Consider the following 16,762-nt stretch of genomic DNA (forward strand, 5'->3'; position numbering starts at 1 on the left):
CAAAATGCCGAAAAACATCCATAGCTCCCAATTTCCCGTCATCCCCGCGGAAGCGGGGATCCAAGTTGGGGCAATGCTGAGGACTTGCCGCAAGATATTGATTGGTGGATGCATGGATTCCCGCTTGCGCGGGAATGACGCGGGTTTTTCCGCATCCTGCTAGAAGGCCCCGCTGAGGGCGGCCTTGATTTCCTTGGTGGAAAATGGCTTCAGGACGAAGCCGAGGGGAGAGACGGTTTCGGCGCGCTGCCTCACCGCCTTGTCGGAATAGGCCGTCACGAAGATGCAGGGGATGCCGGTGGAATGGCGGATTTCCCGCGCCGCCTCGATTCCGTCCGGACCGTTGCCCAGCGTCACGTCCATGAGGACGAGATCGGGCCGGTGAGTCTGCGCGGCCTCGACGGCGCTTTGGGCATCCCCCACCGCCGCCACGACTTCATGCCCTAGTTCGGCCAGCATGTCCTGGAGCATCAACGCCGTAATGAATTCGTCTTCCACCACCAAAAGGCGGAGACGCAAATCTTTTGTTTCGTCCATCCCGGACCTACATGATAAAGGCATAACACAAGGATCGTTTGGGATTGAAGAATATGAATGACCAGGAAGAGCAATTCAAGCTATTGGCAGACAATGCTCCTGTCATGATCTGGCGCTCTTCTCCGGATAAAATGTGTGATTTCTTCAATAAACCGTGGCTTGAGTTCACCGGGCGGGCGGCGGCCGAAGAAATGGGCATGGGATGGAGCGAACGGGTTCATCCCGACGATTTCGACCGATGCCTGCGCATCTACACCACGGCTTTCGATGCCCGCGAAGAATTCTCCATGCCTTACCGGCTGCTGCGCCATGACGGCTGCTATCGCTGGCTTCTGGACAATGGTCGCCCCTATTATCACAGCAACGGGGAATTCGCCGGTTATTTCGGCTCCTGCATCGACGTGACGGACATGAAGCAGGCGCTGGAGGACAAGGATGTCCTGCTGCGCGAGGTCCATCACCGCGTGCGCAACAACATGCAACTGGTCTGCAGCCTGCTGGAATTGCAAGCCACGCGCAGCCCCGAACCCGTGGTCAAGGAAAGCCTGAAGGAAGCCGGGCAGCGGGTGCGCTCCATCGCCCTGGCCCAGGAAGCCCTGCATGACGGCACGCATTTCAGCGCCATCGACCTGTCGCACTACCTGGAGACCCTGCTCAATTCCGTGGGGCATCTCGTCCCGCGCGACCGCATCACCCTGAAATTCCACGCCGAACCCGCGCAGGTGCCGCTGGACCGCGCCGTTCCGCTGGGGCTGATCGTCAACGAATTGCTGAGCAATGCCGCCAAGCACGCCTTTCCCGACGGCCGGAGCGGCACGATCACCCTGTCCCTGGCGCGCAAGGAGGATGGAACCACCGCCATCACCGTGGCCGATGACGGCATCGGCAGGTCGGCCGACAAGGCGGCGGCTCCCTCGGCACGGTCCCTGGGCAAGCAGCTGATCGCCGGCTTGGCGGGACAAGCCAATGCCCGCGTCAGCTTCGACGACAGCGAAGGCATGAAGGCCGAAATCCTTCTCCTCCCCGCCTGACAGCCGAGGAAAGGGAGAGACGGCGCGCGGTCCCGGCGGCCTGCATCTTCATTCCTGAAGAAACGTCCTTTTCCTCAGACCAGGCTGACATAGCCCAGAATGAAGGCCCCCGCCGCAAAGGCCATGCCGATCAGGACCAGCAGGCCGTCCTTCGCCATCAGCGCCAAGCCGAACAGGCCGATCGTGCCGAACGGCGCGGTGCTGGCGAAGGGGATCAGCTCCAAAGGGGGAACCGTCAGGGCCAGCAGGATGCACAGCAAGGCCACCACGCGCATGTAAAGCGCCTCGGTGGCCCAGCTCAGGCGTTCATGGATGATCTTGTCCGTCCATCGCACCAGGGGCTGGATGCGGTCCATGGCGTTTTTCAGCTTGTTGCCCGAAACCGAACGGTTGGCGAGAAAGGCCGGAAGCCAGAAATGCTTGCGGCCCAGGAGCATTTGCGCCGAGACCAGAATGACGATCACGGCCAGCATGGTCGGCAGGCCGGGGATGCCGCCGACCGGCGAAATCTCGATCATCGCCGGGATGAACAGGAACGGCCCGAAGCTGCGCTCGCCGATCTTTTCCTGGATATCCCCCACCGAGACCCGGTCCTTCTGGCTGCCGATATCGGCCATGCCGTCGATGACATCGTCGAGGCCAATCTTCTCGGAGTCCTCCGCCACGCTTCCACCCTTTGCAGCAGTAAGAACGACTTTTGAGGTGGGATTAGGCTTTCGGCGGGGCAAGAAATCTTAAGAGGAAGGAAGGCCCTGCTGTTTGATGGCTTCCTGCGGTTATGGGAAAGCCACCAAGACACAAAGACGCCAAGGCTTTGGTTTTCATAGCGCTGAGACTTCCAACAGACTGCTGACAAAGCCTTTCTTCCACGTCACTCCCGCGAAAGCGGGAGTCCATGGAACCGCTTCATTCCTCTCTGGTGGCTTAGATCTCCATGGGCCCCCGCTTTCTCGGGGGTGACGATCCATTGCAAGCAGGAATGATGATGAAAACAGGTGTTTTTCCGCAGCCTGTTAACGCTCGCCGCCATGAGTCCAAAACCTTGATGGTTAGGTGGCGCCCTGCGGCATGAAGAAGCCGCCCATGAAAAAACCCCCGCCACGGGGACGGGGGTTTTCTTGGCTGCTTGGGGCATCCCTGGGGATGCCCCGGCAGGACCAGAGCGAGGAGAATTACTTCTCTTCGTTGGCCTTGTCTTCGCGAGCCTGACGGAAGGCCGCGCCCAGGATGTCGCCGAGCGAGGCACCCGAGTCGGACGAGCCGTATTCGGCCATGGCCTGCTTTTCCTCGTCGATCTCGCGAGCCTTGACCGAGAGGGTCAGCTTACGGGCGGCGCGGTCCAGCGCGGTGACCTTGGCATCGACCTTTTCGCCGACGGCGAAGCGCTCGGGGCGCTGGTCGCCGCGTTCGCGGGCCAGTTCGTTCTTGCGGATGAAGCCCGACAGGCCGTCCGCAGAGACTTCGATGCCGTTTTCGGTGACCTGGGTCACGGTGCAGGTGACGACGTCACCCTTCTTGATGTTGCTGGTGGCATCCTGGAAGGGATCGGAGCCGAGCTGCTTGATGCCAAGCGAGATGCGCTCCTTCTCCACGTCGACGTCCAGGATCTTGGCCTTGACGACGTCGCCCTTCTTGTATTCCTGGATGACCTGTTCGCCCGGACGTTCCCAGTCCAGGTCGGACAGATGCACCATGCCGTCGATGTCGCCCGGCAGGCCGACGAACAGACCGAATTCGGTGATGTTCTTGACCTCGCCCTCGACTTCCGAACCCTGCGGGAAGCGTTCCAGGAAATCTTCCCACGGATTGGACAGGCACTGCTTCAGGCCCAGCGAGATGCGGCGCTTCTGCGGATCGACGTCCAGCACCATCACTTCCACTTCCTGGGAGGTGGAGACGATCTTGCCGGGATGGACGTTCTTCTTGGTCCAGCTCATTTCGGAGACGTGGACCAGACCTTCGACACCGGGCTCCAGCTCCACGAAGGCGCCGTAATCGGTGATGTTGGTCACGCGGCCGGTGAACTTGGTGCCCACCGGGTACTTGGCTTCCACGCCTTCCCACGGATCGGCTTCAAGCTGCTTGATGCCGAGCGAGATGCGCTGGGTTTCCGGGTTGAAGCGGATGACCTGGACCTTGACGGTCTGACCGATGGTCAGGGCCTCGGACGGATGGTTGATGCGCTTCCAGGCGATGTCGGTGACGTGCAGCAGGCCGTCGACGCCACCCAGGTCCACGAAGGCACCGTAATCGGTGATGTTCTTGACCACGCCCTCGAGGATCTGGCCTTCCTTCAGGCTTTCGATCAGCTCGGAGCGCTGTTCGGCGCGGGTCTCTTCCAGGACGGCGCGGCGCGACACGACGATATTGCCGCGCGAACGGTCCATCTTCAGGATCTGGAAGGGCTGCGGGCTGCCCATCAGCGGGCCGATGTCGCGCACGGGGCGGATGTCCACCTGGCTGCCCGGCAGGAAGGCGACGGCGCCCGACAGGTCGACCGTGAAGCCACCCTTGACGCGGCCGAAGATCACGCCGGTGACGCGCTCGTTGTTCTGGAACGACTTCTCGAGCTGGGTCCAGGCTTCTTCGCGCTTGGCCTTCTCGCGCGACAGCACGACTTCGCCGTGACGGTCTTCATAGCGCTCGACGAAGACGTCGACCTGATCGCCGACCTTCAGTTCGGCGGGACGTCCCGGAGCGGCGAATTCCTTGAGGGCCACACGGCCTTCGGACTTCAGACCAACGTCGATGACGGCGACGTCGCCGTCGATTTCGACGATGGTGCCGCGCACGACCGAACCTTCGAAGGTGTCGGCGGCGGCAAAGGATTCTTCGAGAAGCGAAGCAAAATCTTCGAACTCGTTCTGGGTGGCGACATTGGCCATGTGAGCATAGTCCTTTCAGTACATCGTTTTTTCCGGCCAGCCGGTTGGGTCCGGCGGTCTTTTCAGAATTTAAAAACGGGCGTGGCGCCCGCGCCGAAGCGGGGGCGTTTGGTCACTGTCAGCCGGCCCGGCGGCTTAGTTCCGCGTTTCGATGAAGCGCAAGGCGGCCCTAAAGGCGGCATCCGCATCAAGTTCGGTGGTATCCAGCACCAAGGCATCCTTGGCCGGAACCAGAGGAGCCACGGCTCGCTGGCTGTCGCGAATGTCGCGGTCCCTCATTTCCTGCAGAACGGTCTCTTCTATAATATCGATGCCCTTCTCTCGCAACTCTTTCACGCGACGCTTTGCACGCGCTTCCAGACTCGCGGTAACGAAGAGTTTGGCATCGGCATCGGGGCAGACCACGGTGCCGATGTCCCGGCCGTCCAGCACCGCTCCCTTGGCCCCCTCGGGCGGGTTGGAAGCGAAATTCCGCTGGAAATCCAACAGGGCAGCCCGCACCGCGGGAATCGCCGCCACCTTGGAGGCGGCATTGCCGGTGGCCTCGCCGCGCAACTCGGGGTCGTTCAGCAGGGCCGGGTCCAGGCGCTTGGCAGCGGCCTCGGCGGCCTGCGGATCATCCGGACTACCCCCTTCGCGCAGAAGAGAGAGGCCGACGGCCCGGTACAGCCCACCGGTATCCAGATAGGCAAGACCCAGGGCTTCGGCAAGACGGCGGGCCAAGGTTCCCTTGCCGGCGGCGGCGGGACCGTCGATGGCGATGACCAGCCTGTCCCGCATCACTGCCCGGCCCCGATCTTGGCGCCCAGCCCGTTCATCAGGTCGGCGAAGCCGGGGAAGCTGGTCTCGATGGCGGCGGCATCGTCCACCGTCACCGCTTCCTCGGCACCCATGCCCAGCACCAGGAAGGCCATGGCGATGCGGTGATCCAGGTTGACGGCGATGGTCGCGCCGCCCCGGGGCGCCTTGCCAGTGCCGTGGACGATGAGGGTATCGCCCTCTTCCTCGACCGAGACGCCGCAGGCGGCCAGGCCGCGCGCCGTGGCGGCCAGGCGGTCGCTTTCCTTCACCCGCAATTCCGACAGGCCGAACATGCGCGTGGTGCCCTTGGCGAAGGCGGCGGCCACGGCCAGGACCGGGTATTCGTCGATCATCGAGGGGGCGCGGTCTTCCGGCACGTCGATACCGGTCAGTTCGGAATAGGCGACGATGATGTCGGCCACCGGCTCGCCGCCCTCGACGCGCGGATTCACCACCTGGATATCCGCCCCCATTTCCTTCAGCGTCTCGAAGACGCCGAAGCGCAGCGGGTTCGTCCCCACATTCTGCAGCGTGATGCGCGAGCCGGGCACCAGCAGGGCGGCAACGGCCGGGAAGGCGGCCGAGGAGGGGTCGGCCGGGACCTTGACGTCGCGCCCCTTCAATTCCGGGAAGCCCTTGACGGTGATGGAACGCCCGCCATTCGCCAGATGCTCGACCGCCACCTCGGCGCCGAAATGGCGCAGCATGGTTTCGGAATGGTCGCGGGTGGGATGGGGCTCGATCACCGTGGTCTCGCCGGGCGTGTTCAGCCCGGCCAGCAGGATCGCCGATTTCACCTGGGCCGAGGCGACCGGCAGTTCATAGGTGATGGGCAGGGGCGAGGCGGTGCCCATCACCGCCAGCGGCAGGCGTCCGCCGCTGCGCGTGACGAATTGCGCGCCCATGCGCGACAAGGGCTCGGCGACGCGCTTCATCGGACGCGAGCAGAGCGAGGCGTCGCCGGTGAAGAAGCTGGTGAAGGGATGGCTGGACACCAGCCCCATCAGCAGGCGCGCGGCAGTCCCGGAATTGCCCATGTCGAGCACCCCTGCGGGCTCGCTGAGGCCGCCCACGCCACGGCCCCACAGGCGCCAGCGGCCCTCGGCCCCTTCTTCGCGCACCACCTCGGCGCCCAGGGCGCGCATGGCGGCGGCGGTGCAGAGAACGTCTTCGCCCTCCAGCAGCCCCTCGACCACGGTTTCCCCCAGGGCCATCGCACCGAACATCAGGGCGCGGTGGGAGATCGACTTGTCCCCCGGCACCTTGACCATGCCGGAGAGAGAAGAGGCTTGCGTCGAACGGAGTGGTTTGGCCATCATTCCAACATCCTTGAAGACGGGCCTTGCCCGCGAAAGGTTCCCCGCGAAAAGATTTACGAGGGGTCCTCTATCACAGTCAGCCGGGTCGAGGTAGGGGGCAAGACCACCGTCCAGGTGTTTTCCCTGACCCCCCTGCCCATTTTTTCGTTTTGACAGGCTGGAATGATCGTGGCAAATGCCCGCCAACCCAAGCGACACTCATTCTAGAGGAGATGACAGGTGGCGAAACCGGAATGGGGAACCAAGCGCACCTGCCTGAGTTGCAGCGCCCGCTTCTACGATATGCTGCGCTCGCCCATCACCTGCCCCAAATGCGGCACGACGCTCGATCCCGAAGCACCCTTCAAGGTGAAGCGTCCGACCGCAGCGGACAAAAGCAGGCTGGCTGCCGAGAAGAAGGCAGCGGCGGCTGCCCTTCTGGTGGACGACGTGGCCGATGACGAAGATGACGTCGCGGATGTCGACGACAACGACGAAGACGATAGCGGCCTGATCGAAGACGCATCGGATCTGGGCGAGGACGACGACGACATGGCCGAGGTCATGGAACATGTCGACGGCGATCTCGAGGACGAGGTCTAGGATCTCGGCTTCCGCGGCCACGGGCCGGGCCGAAAAAAGCGGGAAGGGGATGCAAATTTCCTCTTGCCACGACGGCCCGATCTCCGTATAACCGCGCTCCTACACGGCACAGCGCCGTAACGAAATTGAAACCGCATCCCAGGCGGTGGATACAGGTTCGGGGCCATAGCTCAGCTGGGAGAGCGCTACAATGGCATTGTAGAGGTCAGCGGTTCGATCCCGCTTGGCTCCACCAAATTGAAGGCTCGAAGCATTGCTTCGAGCCTTTTTTCTTTACCCTTTCCGCTCGCCGCCCCTCCTCGAATTCGTGTGCGGACGGATGTACGGAGGGCTTGCAAAGCCTTGCCGCCTTGGTTATAAACCCGCCGCACACAATTGAAGCCGCATCCCAGGCGGCGGATACAGGTTCGGGGCCATAGCTCAGCTGGGAGAGCGCTACAATGGCATTGTAGAGGTCAGCGGTTCGATCCCGCTTGGCTCCACCAAAAAAGAAAAGCCCGGTCAGCAATGGCCGGGCTTTTCGTCTTTCCGGGCAAAGCCGGAAGCAGGCACCCGCTCGACCGGAAAATCCCTCTCCCCCGTTTTTCCCCCCGTAAGGGGGGCGACCGCCGGGCTTGTCGTGCCAGGATAAGTAGCCACAAAAGAAACAAACTCAGGAATCAGGGAGCAGGGTAATGACGAAGCTTTGGGAACCTTCGGCGGAGCGGGTGGCGCAGGCCAATCTGACGGCGTTCCTGAACCATGTCGGCGAGCGCTGGGGCGCGGCGGCGGAGGATTACAATTCCCTGTGGCGCTGGTCGGTGGAAGAACCCGAAAAATTCTGGCTCTCGGTCTGGGATTTCTGCGGCCTCATCGCCAGCCATCGCGGCGAGACGGTGGTCGAGGATTTCGACAAGATGCCCGGTGCCCGCTGGTTCCCCGAAGCCCGCCTGAACTTCGCCGAAAACCTGCTCAAGGCTCCCGACGACCGTGATGCCATCGTCTTCTGGGGCGAGGACAAGGTGAAGCGCCGCCTGACCCGGGCCGAGCTTTATGCCCTGGTCTCGCGCCTCGCCCAGGCCTTCCGCGCCCAGGGCGTGGTGGCGGGAGACCGGGTGGCGGGCTTCATGCCCAACATGCCGGAAACCGTGGCGGCCATGCTGGCGGCGGCCAGCATCGGCGCCATCTGGTCCTCGGCCTCGCCCGATTTCGGCGTGCAGGGCGTCCTCGACCGCTTCGGCCAGATCGAACCCAAGATCCTGATTTCGGCCGATGGCTACTTCTATGGCGGCAAGGCCCATGATTCCCTGCAGCGGCTGGACGGCATCATGGCCGGCCTGCCCAGTGTCCAGGCGCTGGTGGTCGTGCCCTATACCCGCGCGGCGCCGGATGTGTCGGGCCTGCCCAAGGCCAGCCTGCTGGAAGACTTCATCGCCCCCTACCAGGCCGGCACCATCGACTTCGCCCAGCTTTCCTTCGACCATCCGCTCTACATCATGTTCTCATCGGGCACGACGGGCGTGCCGAAATGCATCCTCCATTCCGCCGGCGGCGTGCTGATCCAGCATCTGAAGGAACATCAGCTCCACGCCGACCTGAAGCCCGGCGACCGCGCCTTCTACTTCACCACCTGCGGCTGGATGATGTGGAACTGGCTGGTCTCGGCCCTGGCCTCGGAATGCGTCCTGATGCTCTATGACGGTTCGCCCGGCCATCTCGGCTCGAATATCCTGTGGGACTATGCCCAGGCCGAGAAGATCACCCTCTTCGGCACCTCGGCCAAATGGCTGGACGCCATCGCCAAGCAGGGCCTGGCGCCGATGGAAAGCCACGACCTTTCCTCGATCCGCACCATCACCTCGACCGGCAGCGTCCTGGCCCCCGAAGGCTTCGATTACGTCTACGGGAAGGTGAAGAAGGACGTGCTGCTGTCTTCCATCTCGGGCGGCACGGACATCGTCTCCTGCTTCATGCTGGGCAATCCCATCGGGCCGGTCTGGCGCGGCGAGATCCAGGCGCGCGGCCTGGGGATGAAGGTCGAGGTCTTCGACGAGGACGGGCGGCCGGTGCAGGGCGAGAAGGGCGAACTCGTCTGTTCGGCGCCCTTCCCCTGCATGCCGGTCGGCTTCTGGAACGACCCCGACGGCGCCAAGTATCACGCCGCCTATTTCGACCGCTTCCCCAATGTCTGGACCCATGGCGACTGGGTGGAACTGACCGAACATGGCGGCATCATCGTCTATGGCCGCTCGGACGCCACCCTCAATCCCGGCGGCGTGCGCATCGGCACCGCCGAGATCTATCGCCAAGTCGAGAAGCTGGACGAGGTCATCGAATCGCTGGTCATCGGCCAGGACTGGGACAACGACGTCCGCGTCGTGCTGTTCGTCCGCCTGCGCGACGGCCTCATCCTTGACGAGGAACTGACGGCCCGCATCAAAAAGACCATCCGCGAGAACACCACGCCTCGCCATGTCCCGGCCAAGATCATCCAGATCCAGGACATCCCGCGCACGAAATCGGGCAAGATCGTCGAACTGGCGGTGCGCAACGTGGTCCACGGCCGGCCGGTCAAGAACAAGGAATCCCTGGCCAATCCCGAGGCGCTGGACCTTTACGAGGATATTCCCGAACTGACCCGGTAAGCTGGGGTCGGAAAAGCCTTAAAAAACATCCTGGATTTTCCCGCCTGGAGGGCACCATCCGCGCATAGTCGTGTTATGGTGCCCTCCACAAAACGGGCAAGACCAGGCGAAGAAATGTTCGGATCGGTTTTCTACGAGCTTTCGGCAATCCTGATTTTCGCGGCGGTGGTGGCCTTCATCGGGCTGCGTCTGCGCCAGCCGCTGATCGTGTCCTTCATCGCCGCCGGCATCCTGGCCGGTCCGTCGGTGCTCAACCTCGTTCAAGAAACCGGCTATCTCGACCTGATGAGCGAGTTGGGCATCTCGCTGCTGCTCTTCGTGGTGGGGCTGAAGCTCGATCTGCACCTGATCCGCACCACCGGTATCGTCGCCCTGACCACGGGGCTCGGGCAGGTCATCTTCACCTCGGTCGTCGGCTACTTCATCTGCCTGGCATTGGGCCTCAGCCCCCTGGTCAGCATATATATCGCCGTCGCCCTGACCTTTTCCTCGACCATCATCGTGGTCAAGCTGCTGTCGGACAAAGGCGAGATCGATGCCCTGCACGGCCGTGTGGCGCTGGGCTTCCTGATCGTCCAGGACATCGTGGTGGTGCTGGTGATGATCGTCCTGTCGGCCATGGGCGTGGGCGCCGAGACCGAGAACGGCATGGCCCTGGCACTGGCCCTGATGCTGCTGAAAGGCGTCCTCTTCCTGGGACTGATCGCCGCCTTCATCCGCTGGGGCGCACGCCCGCTGCTCGACCGCCTGGCGGGTTCGCCGGAATTGATGGTGCTGTTCGCCGTCGGCTGGGCGGTGGCCTTGGCCTCGGTCAGCGACATCCTGGGCTTCAGCAAGGAGATCGGCGCCTTCCTGGCCGGCGTGACCCTGGCCTCGACGCCGTTCCGCGACATCATCGGCTCGCGCCTGATGAGCCTGCGCGACTTCATGCTGCTGTTCTTCTTCATCGAGCTGGGCGCCCATATGGACCTGAGCACCATCCATGCCCAGATCGTCCCGGCCCTGATCCTGTCGGCCTTCGTGCTGATCGGCAATCCGCTGATCGTCATGATCATCATGGGGCTGATGGGCTATCGCAAGCGCACCGGCTTCCTGGCCGGGCTGACGGTGGCCCAGATCAGCGAATTCTCGCTGATCTTCGCCGCCATGGGCATGAGCATCGGCCATCTGGATGCCGACATGGTGGGGCTGGTGACGCTGGTCGGCCTGATCACCATCGCCCTGTCGACCTACATGATCCTCTATTCCCAACAGCTTTATGCCCGGCTGGCCCCCTTCCTGGGCATTTTCGAGCGCCGCATGCCCTACCGGGAAACCGGCAAGGGCGAACAGGCGGGCAGCGAGAAATGGGACGTGATCCTGTTCGGCCTCGGCCGCTACGGCAGCAACATGGCCCGTGGGCTGCGCCAGCAGGGCCTCAGCGTCCTGGGGATCGACTTCGACCCCGAAGCCGTCCGGCAATGGCAGAGCCAGGGCTACACCGCCCTCTACGGCGATGCCAACGACCCCAACTTCGCCTCACATCTGCCCTTGCATGACGACCAATGGGTGATCGCCGCCGTGCCCGCCCAGCGCGGCGCCCTGTCCGACAGCGACGCCACCCGCACCCTGTTGCGCAGCCTGCGGACGGCGGGTTATCGCGGCCGCATCGCCATCACCGCCCAGCGCCCCATGGATATCCACGACCTGAAGGAAGCGGGGGCGGACCTCGTCCTGCTGCCCTTCGCCGATGCCGCCCATCACGCCGTCCAAGCCGTGGTGGACTACCGCCGGGGCTCGCCGCCGCACGAACACCAGCCGGAGCATCTGGCGTGACAAGCTATAGCGCCAGCTTCTCGCGGATCAGGCGGGCGATCTCGAACGTGTCGTTGACCGGCGGATAGCTCCATTCGGCCAGACTGCCGTCGAAGGGGCGGGTAATGCCGTCGCGCCGCAATTCCTCGTGGAAGCGGCGAAAGCGGGCATTGCCGCCTTCCAAGGCGATGACATGGACCGGCTTGCCGGTGGAGCAGGCCTCCGAAACCATGGAGACGGAATCCTCGGTCACGACCACATGGTCGGCCAGGCCCAGCATGCCGAAATAGGGATTCTCGCCTTGGCCGTCCCAGACATAGGCGGGCAGGCCCTCCAGCGCACGGCGCAGCACCGCTTCGTTCTCGGCCCCGGTGCGGCGCGACGCGGTAACCATCAGCCCTGCGCCGGTGGCGCGCGACAAGGCGGCCAGCTTGTCCGCGACATCGGCCATGATCTCGGGCGTCAAGCGGTAGGACTTGCTGGTTCCGCCGATCAGCACCGCCACCAGCGGACGCGGCAGATGGCCCAGCAGCGGGCGGAAGCGTTCCGCCTGCTCGGCCAGCTTGGCCGCCGTGACACGATGCAAGGCGCCGCGCGTCGGCACCACGTTGGCGCCCACCACCCCGTCATGGCGCGGCGGCGCCACCAGGTCGAAATGATGGGTCGGGATGCGCGGATCGTGCAGATAGACGGTGAAGCACCGCCCCCCGCTCGCCCGGCGGACCGCCAGGGCGGGCGCGATGCTGCGGCGGCCACAGGCGATCAGCAGGCGCGGCCAGGGAGGCTCCAGCCGGTCGCTCCGCGGGCCGAGAAGCCAGGGCAGGGGAATCCGCGCCGCCACATGCCCCGGCAGCCAGCGCCCCGGCGCCCGCAGCGCCACCGTCTTCAATTCCCAAGGCAGCCCCACGGCCTCCGCCAGGCCGCTGACCTGACTGACCATCCCCGCCTCGCCGGTGGTCATGGCCCAGCAGAAAGTCCCTTCCTTTTCCATCACGCGTTATGCCCTCGCCAACGCGCGATATGGGCATCCACGGCGGCAGCCACCGCCGCAACGGGAATATTCTCGATTGCCGCTCCCTCTCCGAAATCCTGCGCCCTGAGTGCCGTTAGGAAAGGCGTGAAGGGACGGAATTTCCGGGCCGAGGTCGGACCGAACAAGCTGACCAGCGGGGCCTCACCCAGCGCCATCATATGTCCGGTGCCGGAACAATTGGCGACAGCCACAGCCAAGCGCCGGGCCAGGGCCGTGGTCAGGGCCGGGCCGCCCGGATGCCCATCCTGCCCATCCAGCCGCGGCATCAGCGCCTGAGGCATGGCCTGGGAGATGATCTGGCGGCTCTTCTCTTCCGCCGGCCCCAATAGAAAGACAGGGACCCGCCCTTTCTCCAGTTGCTCCCTGGCCAAGGCCAAAAAATTGCCCAAGGGCCAGACCTTGCCGCGCGTGGTGTTGCCTGCACCGGGAGCCAAACCGACATAAAGAGGCCCAACCGGCAGCAAAACCTTCGCCGCCTGATCATATTCCTCCGGCAAGGAACAGCCGAAACGCGCCACGACCGGCCGGCCGGCAGCCGCAGACAGAAGCTGCATCAGCTTGTCGAGCAGGCTGCCCGGTTTTCCCATGCTGCGGGGCGGCCGTGCATCAGAGAGGATGAAACGTCCGGTGGAAGAAATGAAACGACGATGGGGAATGCGCCGCAGCGCCAAGGTGGGCAGCAACACATGCTGAGTATCGAGGATCAGGTCGAAGCGTCGCCCCGGCAAGGGATTGCGCAGAATCTCGCGCCAATTCTTACCGATATCCAGATCCGTAATGAAATCGTCGATCACCCCTTCCGCATAGGGGCGGAGGACGTTCTGGAAATGCGCAGGTCCTACTCCCGGCACTAGTGTCAACCGTGTCTCGGGCCAGATGTCGCGGATGGCCTGCAGGAAGGGAAGCTTGATCAGGTTCTCGCCCAACGCATCATCGGGAGTGCTGGAAACATAGACCAGCACTGATTTCGGCGTGTCGCTCTGCACCATCATTCAAGTCGCATCATCCGCTTGGAAAGAAGCGGATGATGCCACAGCCGTTCAACACTCAGTGATGAAATTCTGCCCGTTCCTCAACCGTGCCGCCTCGGCAAGTGCCCCAGTTCGACCGCCCGTTCGATCCGGCCGCGGACCAGTTCCCACAGGCGTTGCGAACTGCGGCCGATGCGGCTGTTGCGCTCGAGCACCTGTTCGGCGACCACGCCCTTGGCGCGCCAGCGCTCGCCCTCGGTGGCGGTGTTCAGCAGTACCGGCTGCAGGCGGTCCAGCGCATTGGCGAAGCGGGCATCGGCGGTTTCTGAGGCCTCGAATTCATCCCACAGGGCGCGCAGCTCCGTCCCCTGGTCTTCGGGCAGCATGCCGAACAGGCGGTCGGCGGCGGCGCGTTCGCGCTCTTCCTTGTCGGCATGGCCGGCTTCGTCATAGATGAAGGTATCGCCGGCATCGACCTCGACGATGTCGTGGATCAGCAGCATCTTCATGACGCGGGTCACGTCCACGGGCTCGTCGGCATATTCGGCCAGCAGAATCGCCATGACCGCCAGATGCCAGGAATGCTCGGCCGAGTTCTCTCGGTGACTGCGGTCGGTGACTAGGCAGTTCTGGCGCAGGATCAGCTTCAGGCGGTCGATTTCCAGGATGAAATCGATTTGGGCGGCAAGGCGGTCGGTCGTCATGCTTGGAGTCTCCCTTCAAACAGTCCCGCACTATGGCCGCCCCGGCGGCGCGAGGCAATCATCCCGCCGCCCCCTCTTTGTCTTCAAAGCTTCTCTTGCAATCCAGCGCGGAGAAGGCTTGAGTCTTCGGCCTGTTTAGAGAGGCCGAAGCCGCCATGCCCCGTTCCAGTTCGACCCCCCGCCGCCTCGTGCTCGCCACCCTGGCGGTTTCGACCCCGGCCCTGGGTGCCCTGGGGGTGCTGGTGGTCGCCGATGCCCTGTCCTTCCTGCCGGCCTTCGCCGCAGCCCTGCTGATCCTGGTGCTGACGGGATTGCTGATCCGGCCCTATTTCCGCGATTTTGGCGCGCTTTGCGCCTATATCCGCATGCTCGCGCACGATAGCCAGGCCGAGCCGCCGCCCTTGCACGGCAGCGGCGCGTCCGAGGAACTGCTGATTTCGCTGACGCAGTTCCGCCGCGCCCAGGAACAGCGCCTTGCCGACCTGCAGGCGCGCCTCGCCTCGCAGGAGATCGTGGTGGACAACCTGCCCGATCCGCTGTTCATGATCGATGCCGAGCGGCGGGTGGTACGGGCCAATCTGGCGGCACGGCAGCTTTTCGGGCGCGAGGACCTGGGACGCGATCTGGCGGCGGTGATGCGCGATCCCGCCGTGTTGGAGGCCTGCGACCAGATCATCGCCGGCCAGCCCGGCCGTCATGTGGAATTCGCCATGGCCCTGCCGGTGGAACGCTATTTCTCCGCCCGCATCGAACCCCTGGCCGAACCCGCCGTGGACGGTACCATCATGGTGCTGGCCCTGCACGACGTGACGCCGCTCAAGCGCATGGAGCAGATGCGCGCCGATTTCGTCGCCAATGCCAGCCACGAATTGCGCACGCCGCTGGCCACGCTGCTAGGCTTCATCGAGACCCTGCGCGGCCCCGCCCGCGACGACGTCGAGGCCCGTGACCGCTTCCTCGGCATCATGTTCGAGCAGGGATCGCGCATGGCCCGGCTGATCGAGGACCTGCTGTCGCTGTCGCGCATCGAGCTGAACGAGCACAGCCAGCCGCTGGAAAAGGCCGAACTGGCCCCCATCGTCCAGCGTGTGGCCGAAACCCTGGAACCCCTGGCGCGGGCCAAGGACATGACGATCAAGCTCGACATGCCCGACAACCTGCCCCAGGTCATGGGCCAGCGCGACGAACTGGCGCAGCTTTTCCAGAACCTGCTCGACAACGCCATCAAATACGGCCGCGACCGCACCCCCATCGAGGTCACCGTGCGGCGCCTGGACAAGGGGCCCGCCTTGCCGGGCCGCAAGGCGGGGCTGCCGGTCCTGGCGGTGCATGTGCGCGACCATGGCGAAGGCATTCCCAAGGAGCATCTGCCGCGCCTGACCGAACGCTTCTACCGCGTCGATTCGGCCCGTTCGCGCAAGATGGGCGGCACCGGGCTGGGGCTGGCCATCGTCAAGCATGTGGTCAACCGCCATCGCGGCCTGCTGGCCATCGACAGCACGCTGGGAGAAGGCAGCATCTTCACCGTCTACCTGCCGCCGGCCAAGGCCGAAGCGGCGATTATGCAAACGGCGACATCGGCCGCTCCGTTTTAGGCATTGCTTTCCGCGCTTGCGCGAGTGTATGCGCGTAGCGACACAAGCCACGGGAAATGCTCATGCAAGATGCCGCCGCCAGCCTCGACGACGCCACATTGTCCAACCACCCGCCCCAGGTCAAAATGAGCGCCAGGGACGTGCGGGTCTTCTATGGCGACAAGCAGGCGCTGAACGGAATCAACCTGGACATCAACGCCAACCAGGTGATCGCGCTGATCGGCCCGTCGGGCTGCGGCAAGTCCACCTTCCTGCGCAGCCTCAACCGCATGAACGACACCATCGAGGGGACGCGCTTTTCCGGCACCATCACCCTGGACGGCGAGGATATCTACAGCTCCAAGGTCGATCCGGTGCAGCTGCGCGCGCGGGTCGGCATGGTCTTCCAGAAGCCCAATCCCTTCCCCAAGTCGATCTACGACAACGTGGCCTATGGGCCGCGCATCCACGGCTTGGCGGACTCGAAGGCGGAGCTGGACCATATCGTGCTGAGCAGCCTGGAAAAGGCCGGCCTGCTGGCCGAGGTCAAGGATCGCCTGCACGAGATGGGCACCGGCCTGTCGGGCGGCCAGCAGCAGCGCCTGTGCATCGCGCGCGCCATCGCCGTCAGTCCGGAAGTGATCCTGATGGACGAGCCCTGCTCGGCGCTGGACCCCATTGCCACGGCCAAGGTCGAGGAATTGATGGATGAATTGCGCCGCAACTACACCATCGTCATCGTCACCCATTCCATGCAGCAGGCCGCCCGCGTCTCGCAGCGCACCGCCTTCTTCCATCTGGGCGACCTGATCGAGGTGGGCGAGACGGAACAGATCTTCACCAACCCAGGCCAGGCCTTGACCGAAGGCTACATCACCGGCCGATTCGGCTAACAGGGAGAGCACCA

The 16,762-nt window shown here is 64.1% G+C and carries 14 protein-coding genes and 2 tRNA genes; 8 read left to right on the forward strand and 8 right to left on the reverse strand.

The window, feature by feature from the left end:
* Positions 1 to 159: 159 nt before the first annotated feature.
* Positions 160 to 519: a response regulator gene (locus EPD66_RS13970; protein ID WP_221930987.1), complete on the reverse strand. Its 360-nt coding sequence runs from the start codon at positions 517 to 519 to the stop codon at positions 160 to 162.
* Positions 520 to 590: 71 nt separating this feature from the next.
* Between EPD66_RS13970 and EPD66_RS13975 the strand changes: the two genes are divergently transcribed.
* Positions 591 to 1,568 carry a sensor histidine kinase gene (locus EPD66_RS13975; protein ID WP_142849135.1) on the forward strand — a complete coding sequence of 326 codons (978 nt, stop codon included), beginning with the start codon at positions 591 to 593 and terminating at the stop codon, positions 1,566 to 1,568.
* Positions 1,569 to 1,642: 74 nt separating this feature from the next.
* Here the strand turns inward: EPD66_RS13975 and EPD66_RS13980 are convergent, their stop codons facing one another.
* The 4 genes from EPD66_RS13980 to aroA all read right to left on the reverse strand — a co-directional run bounded on the left by EPD66_RS13980 (position 1,643) and on the right by aroA (position 6,570).
* Positions 1,643 to 2,233 carry an exopolysaccharide biosynthesis protein gene (locus tag EPD66_RS13980; RefSeq protein ID WP_221930988.1) on the reverse strand — a complete coding sequence of 197 codons (591 nt, stop codon included), beginning with the start codon at positions 2,231 to 2,233 and terminating at the stop codon, positions 1,643 to 1,645.
* Positions 2,234 to 2,740: 507 nt separating this feature from the next.
* Positions 2,741 to 4,453, reverse strand: a complete 1,713-nt coding sequence (gene rpsA / locus EPD66_RS13985; protein WP_142849136.1) for a 30S ribosomal protein S1 — start codon at positions 4,451 to 4,453, stop codon at positions 2,741 to 2,743.
* Positions 4,454 to 4,588: 135 nt separating this feature from the next.
* On the reverse strand, positions 4,589 to 5,233 hold the full coding sequence (gene cmk, locus EPD66_RS13990) for a (d)CMP kinase (RefSeq protein ID WP_142849233.1): 645 nt from the start codon (positions 5,231 to 5,233) through the stop codon (positions 4,589 to 4,591).
* Positions 5,233 to 6,570: a 3-phosphoshikimate 1-carboxyvinyltransferase gene (aroA, locus tag EPD66_RS13995; RefSeq protein WP_142849234.1), complete on the reverse strand. Its 1,338-nt coding sequence runs from the start codon at positions 6,568 to 6,570 to the stop codon at positions 5,233 to 5,235. The genes cmk and aroA overlap by 1 nt, the downstream gene beginning before the upstream one ends.
* A gap of 222 nt (positions 6,571 to 6,792) precedes the next feature.
* On the opposite strand from aroA, the gene EPD66_RS14000 reads away from it, so the two are divergent.
* From EPD66_RS14000 to EPD66_RS14020, 5 genes are all read left to right on the forward strand, one after another.
* Positions 6,793 to 7,155, forward strand: coding sequence for a TIGR02300 family protein (locus EPD66_RS14000; RefSeq protein WP_142849137.1), 363 nt, complete (start codon positions 6,793 to 6,795; stop codon positions 7,153 to 7,155).
* Between the two features lie 159 nt (positions 7,156 to 7,314).
* A tRNA-Ala gene (locus EPD66_RS14005) sits at positions 7,315 to 7,390 on the forward strand.
* A gap of 174 nt (positions 7,391 to 7,564) precedes the next feature.
* Positions 7,565 to 7,640: transfer RNA gene (locus EPD66_RS14010), tRNA-Ala, on the forward strand.
* Between the two features lie 189 nt (positions 7,641 to 7,829).
* On the forward strand, positions 7,830 to 9,779 hold the full coding sequence (locus tag EPD66_RS14015) for an acetoacetate--CoA ligase (RefSeq protein WP_142849138.1): 1,950 nt from the start codon (positions 7,830 to 7,832) through the stop codon (positions 9,777 to 9,779).
* 114 nt (positions 9,780 to 9,893) lie between these two features.
* The gene (locus tag EPD66_RS14020; protein ID WP_142849139.1) at positions 9,894 to 11,594 is read left to right on the forward strand and encodes a cation:proton antiporter; all 1,701 of its coding nucleotides are present in this window, start codon (positions 9,894 to 9,896) and stop codon (positions 11,592 to 11,594) included.
* Between the two features lie 4 nt (positions 11,595 to 11,598).
* Here EPD66_RS14020 and EPD66_RS14025 read toward each other — a convergent pair whose 3' ends face one another.
* From EPD66_RS14025 to EPD66_RS14035, 3 genes are all read right to left on the reverse strand, one after another.
* Positions 11,599 to 12,564 (reverse strand): mitochondrial fission ELM1 family protein, encoded by a 966-nt coding sequence (locus tag EPD66_RS14025; RefSeq protein ID WP_255448504.1) that lies wholly within the window; start codon positions 12,562 to 12,564, stop codon positions 11,599 to 11,601.
* Positions 12,564 to 13,598, reverse strand: a complete 1,035-nt coding sequence (locus EPD66_RS14030) for a glycosyltransferase family 9 protein (RefSeq protein WP_255448497.1) — start codon at positions 13,596 to 13,598, stop codon at positions 12,564 to 12,566. The genes EPD66_RS14025 and EPD66_RS14030 overlap by 1 nt, the downstream gene beginning before the upstream one ends.
* A gap of 80 nt (positions 13,599 to 13,678) precedes the next feature.
* Positions 13,679 to 14,281, reverse strand: coding sequence for an HD domain-containing protein (locus EPD66_RS14035; protein ID WP_142849140.1), 603 nt, complete (start codon positions 14,279 to 14,281; stop codon positions 13,679 to 13,681).
* A gap of 155 nt (positions 14,282 to 14,436) precedes the next feature.
* Between EPD66_RS14035 and EPD66_RS14040 the strand changes: the two genes are divergently transcribed.
* On the forward strand, positions 14,437 to 15,876 hold the full coding sequence (locus EPD66_RS14040; RefSeq protein ID WP_142849141.1) for an ATP-binding protein: 1,440 nt from the start codon (positions 14,437 to 14,439) through the stop codon (positions 15,874 to 15,876).
* A 62-nt stretch (positions 15,877 to 15,938) separates the two neighbouring features.
* On the forward strand, positions 15,939 to 16,748 hold the full coding sequence (gene pstB, locus EPD66_RS14045; protein ID WP_255448498.1) for a phosphate ABC transporter ATP-binding protein PstB: 810 nt from the start codon (positions 15,939 to 15,941) through the stop codon (positions 16,746 to 16,748).
* The last annotated feature ends 14 nt before the right edge of the window (positions 16,749 to 16,762 follow it).

This window comes from Telmatospirillum sp. J64-1 (assembly GCF_006980715.1).
GTDB lineage: Bacteria > Pseudomonadota > Alphaproteobacteria > Rhodospirillales > Magnetospirillaceae > Oleiliquidispirillum > Oleiliquidispirillum nitrogeniifigens.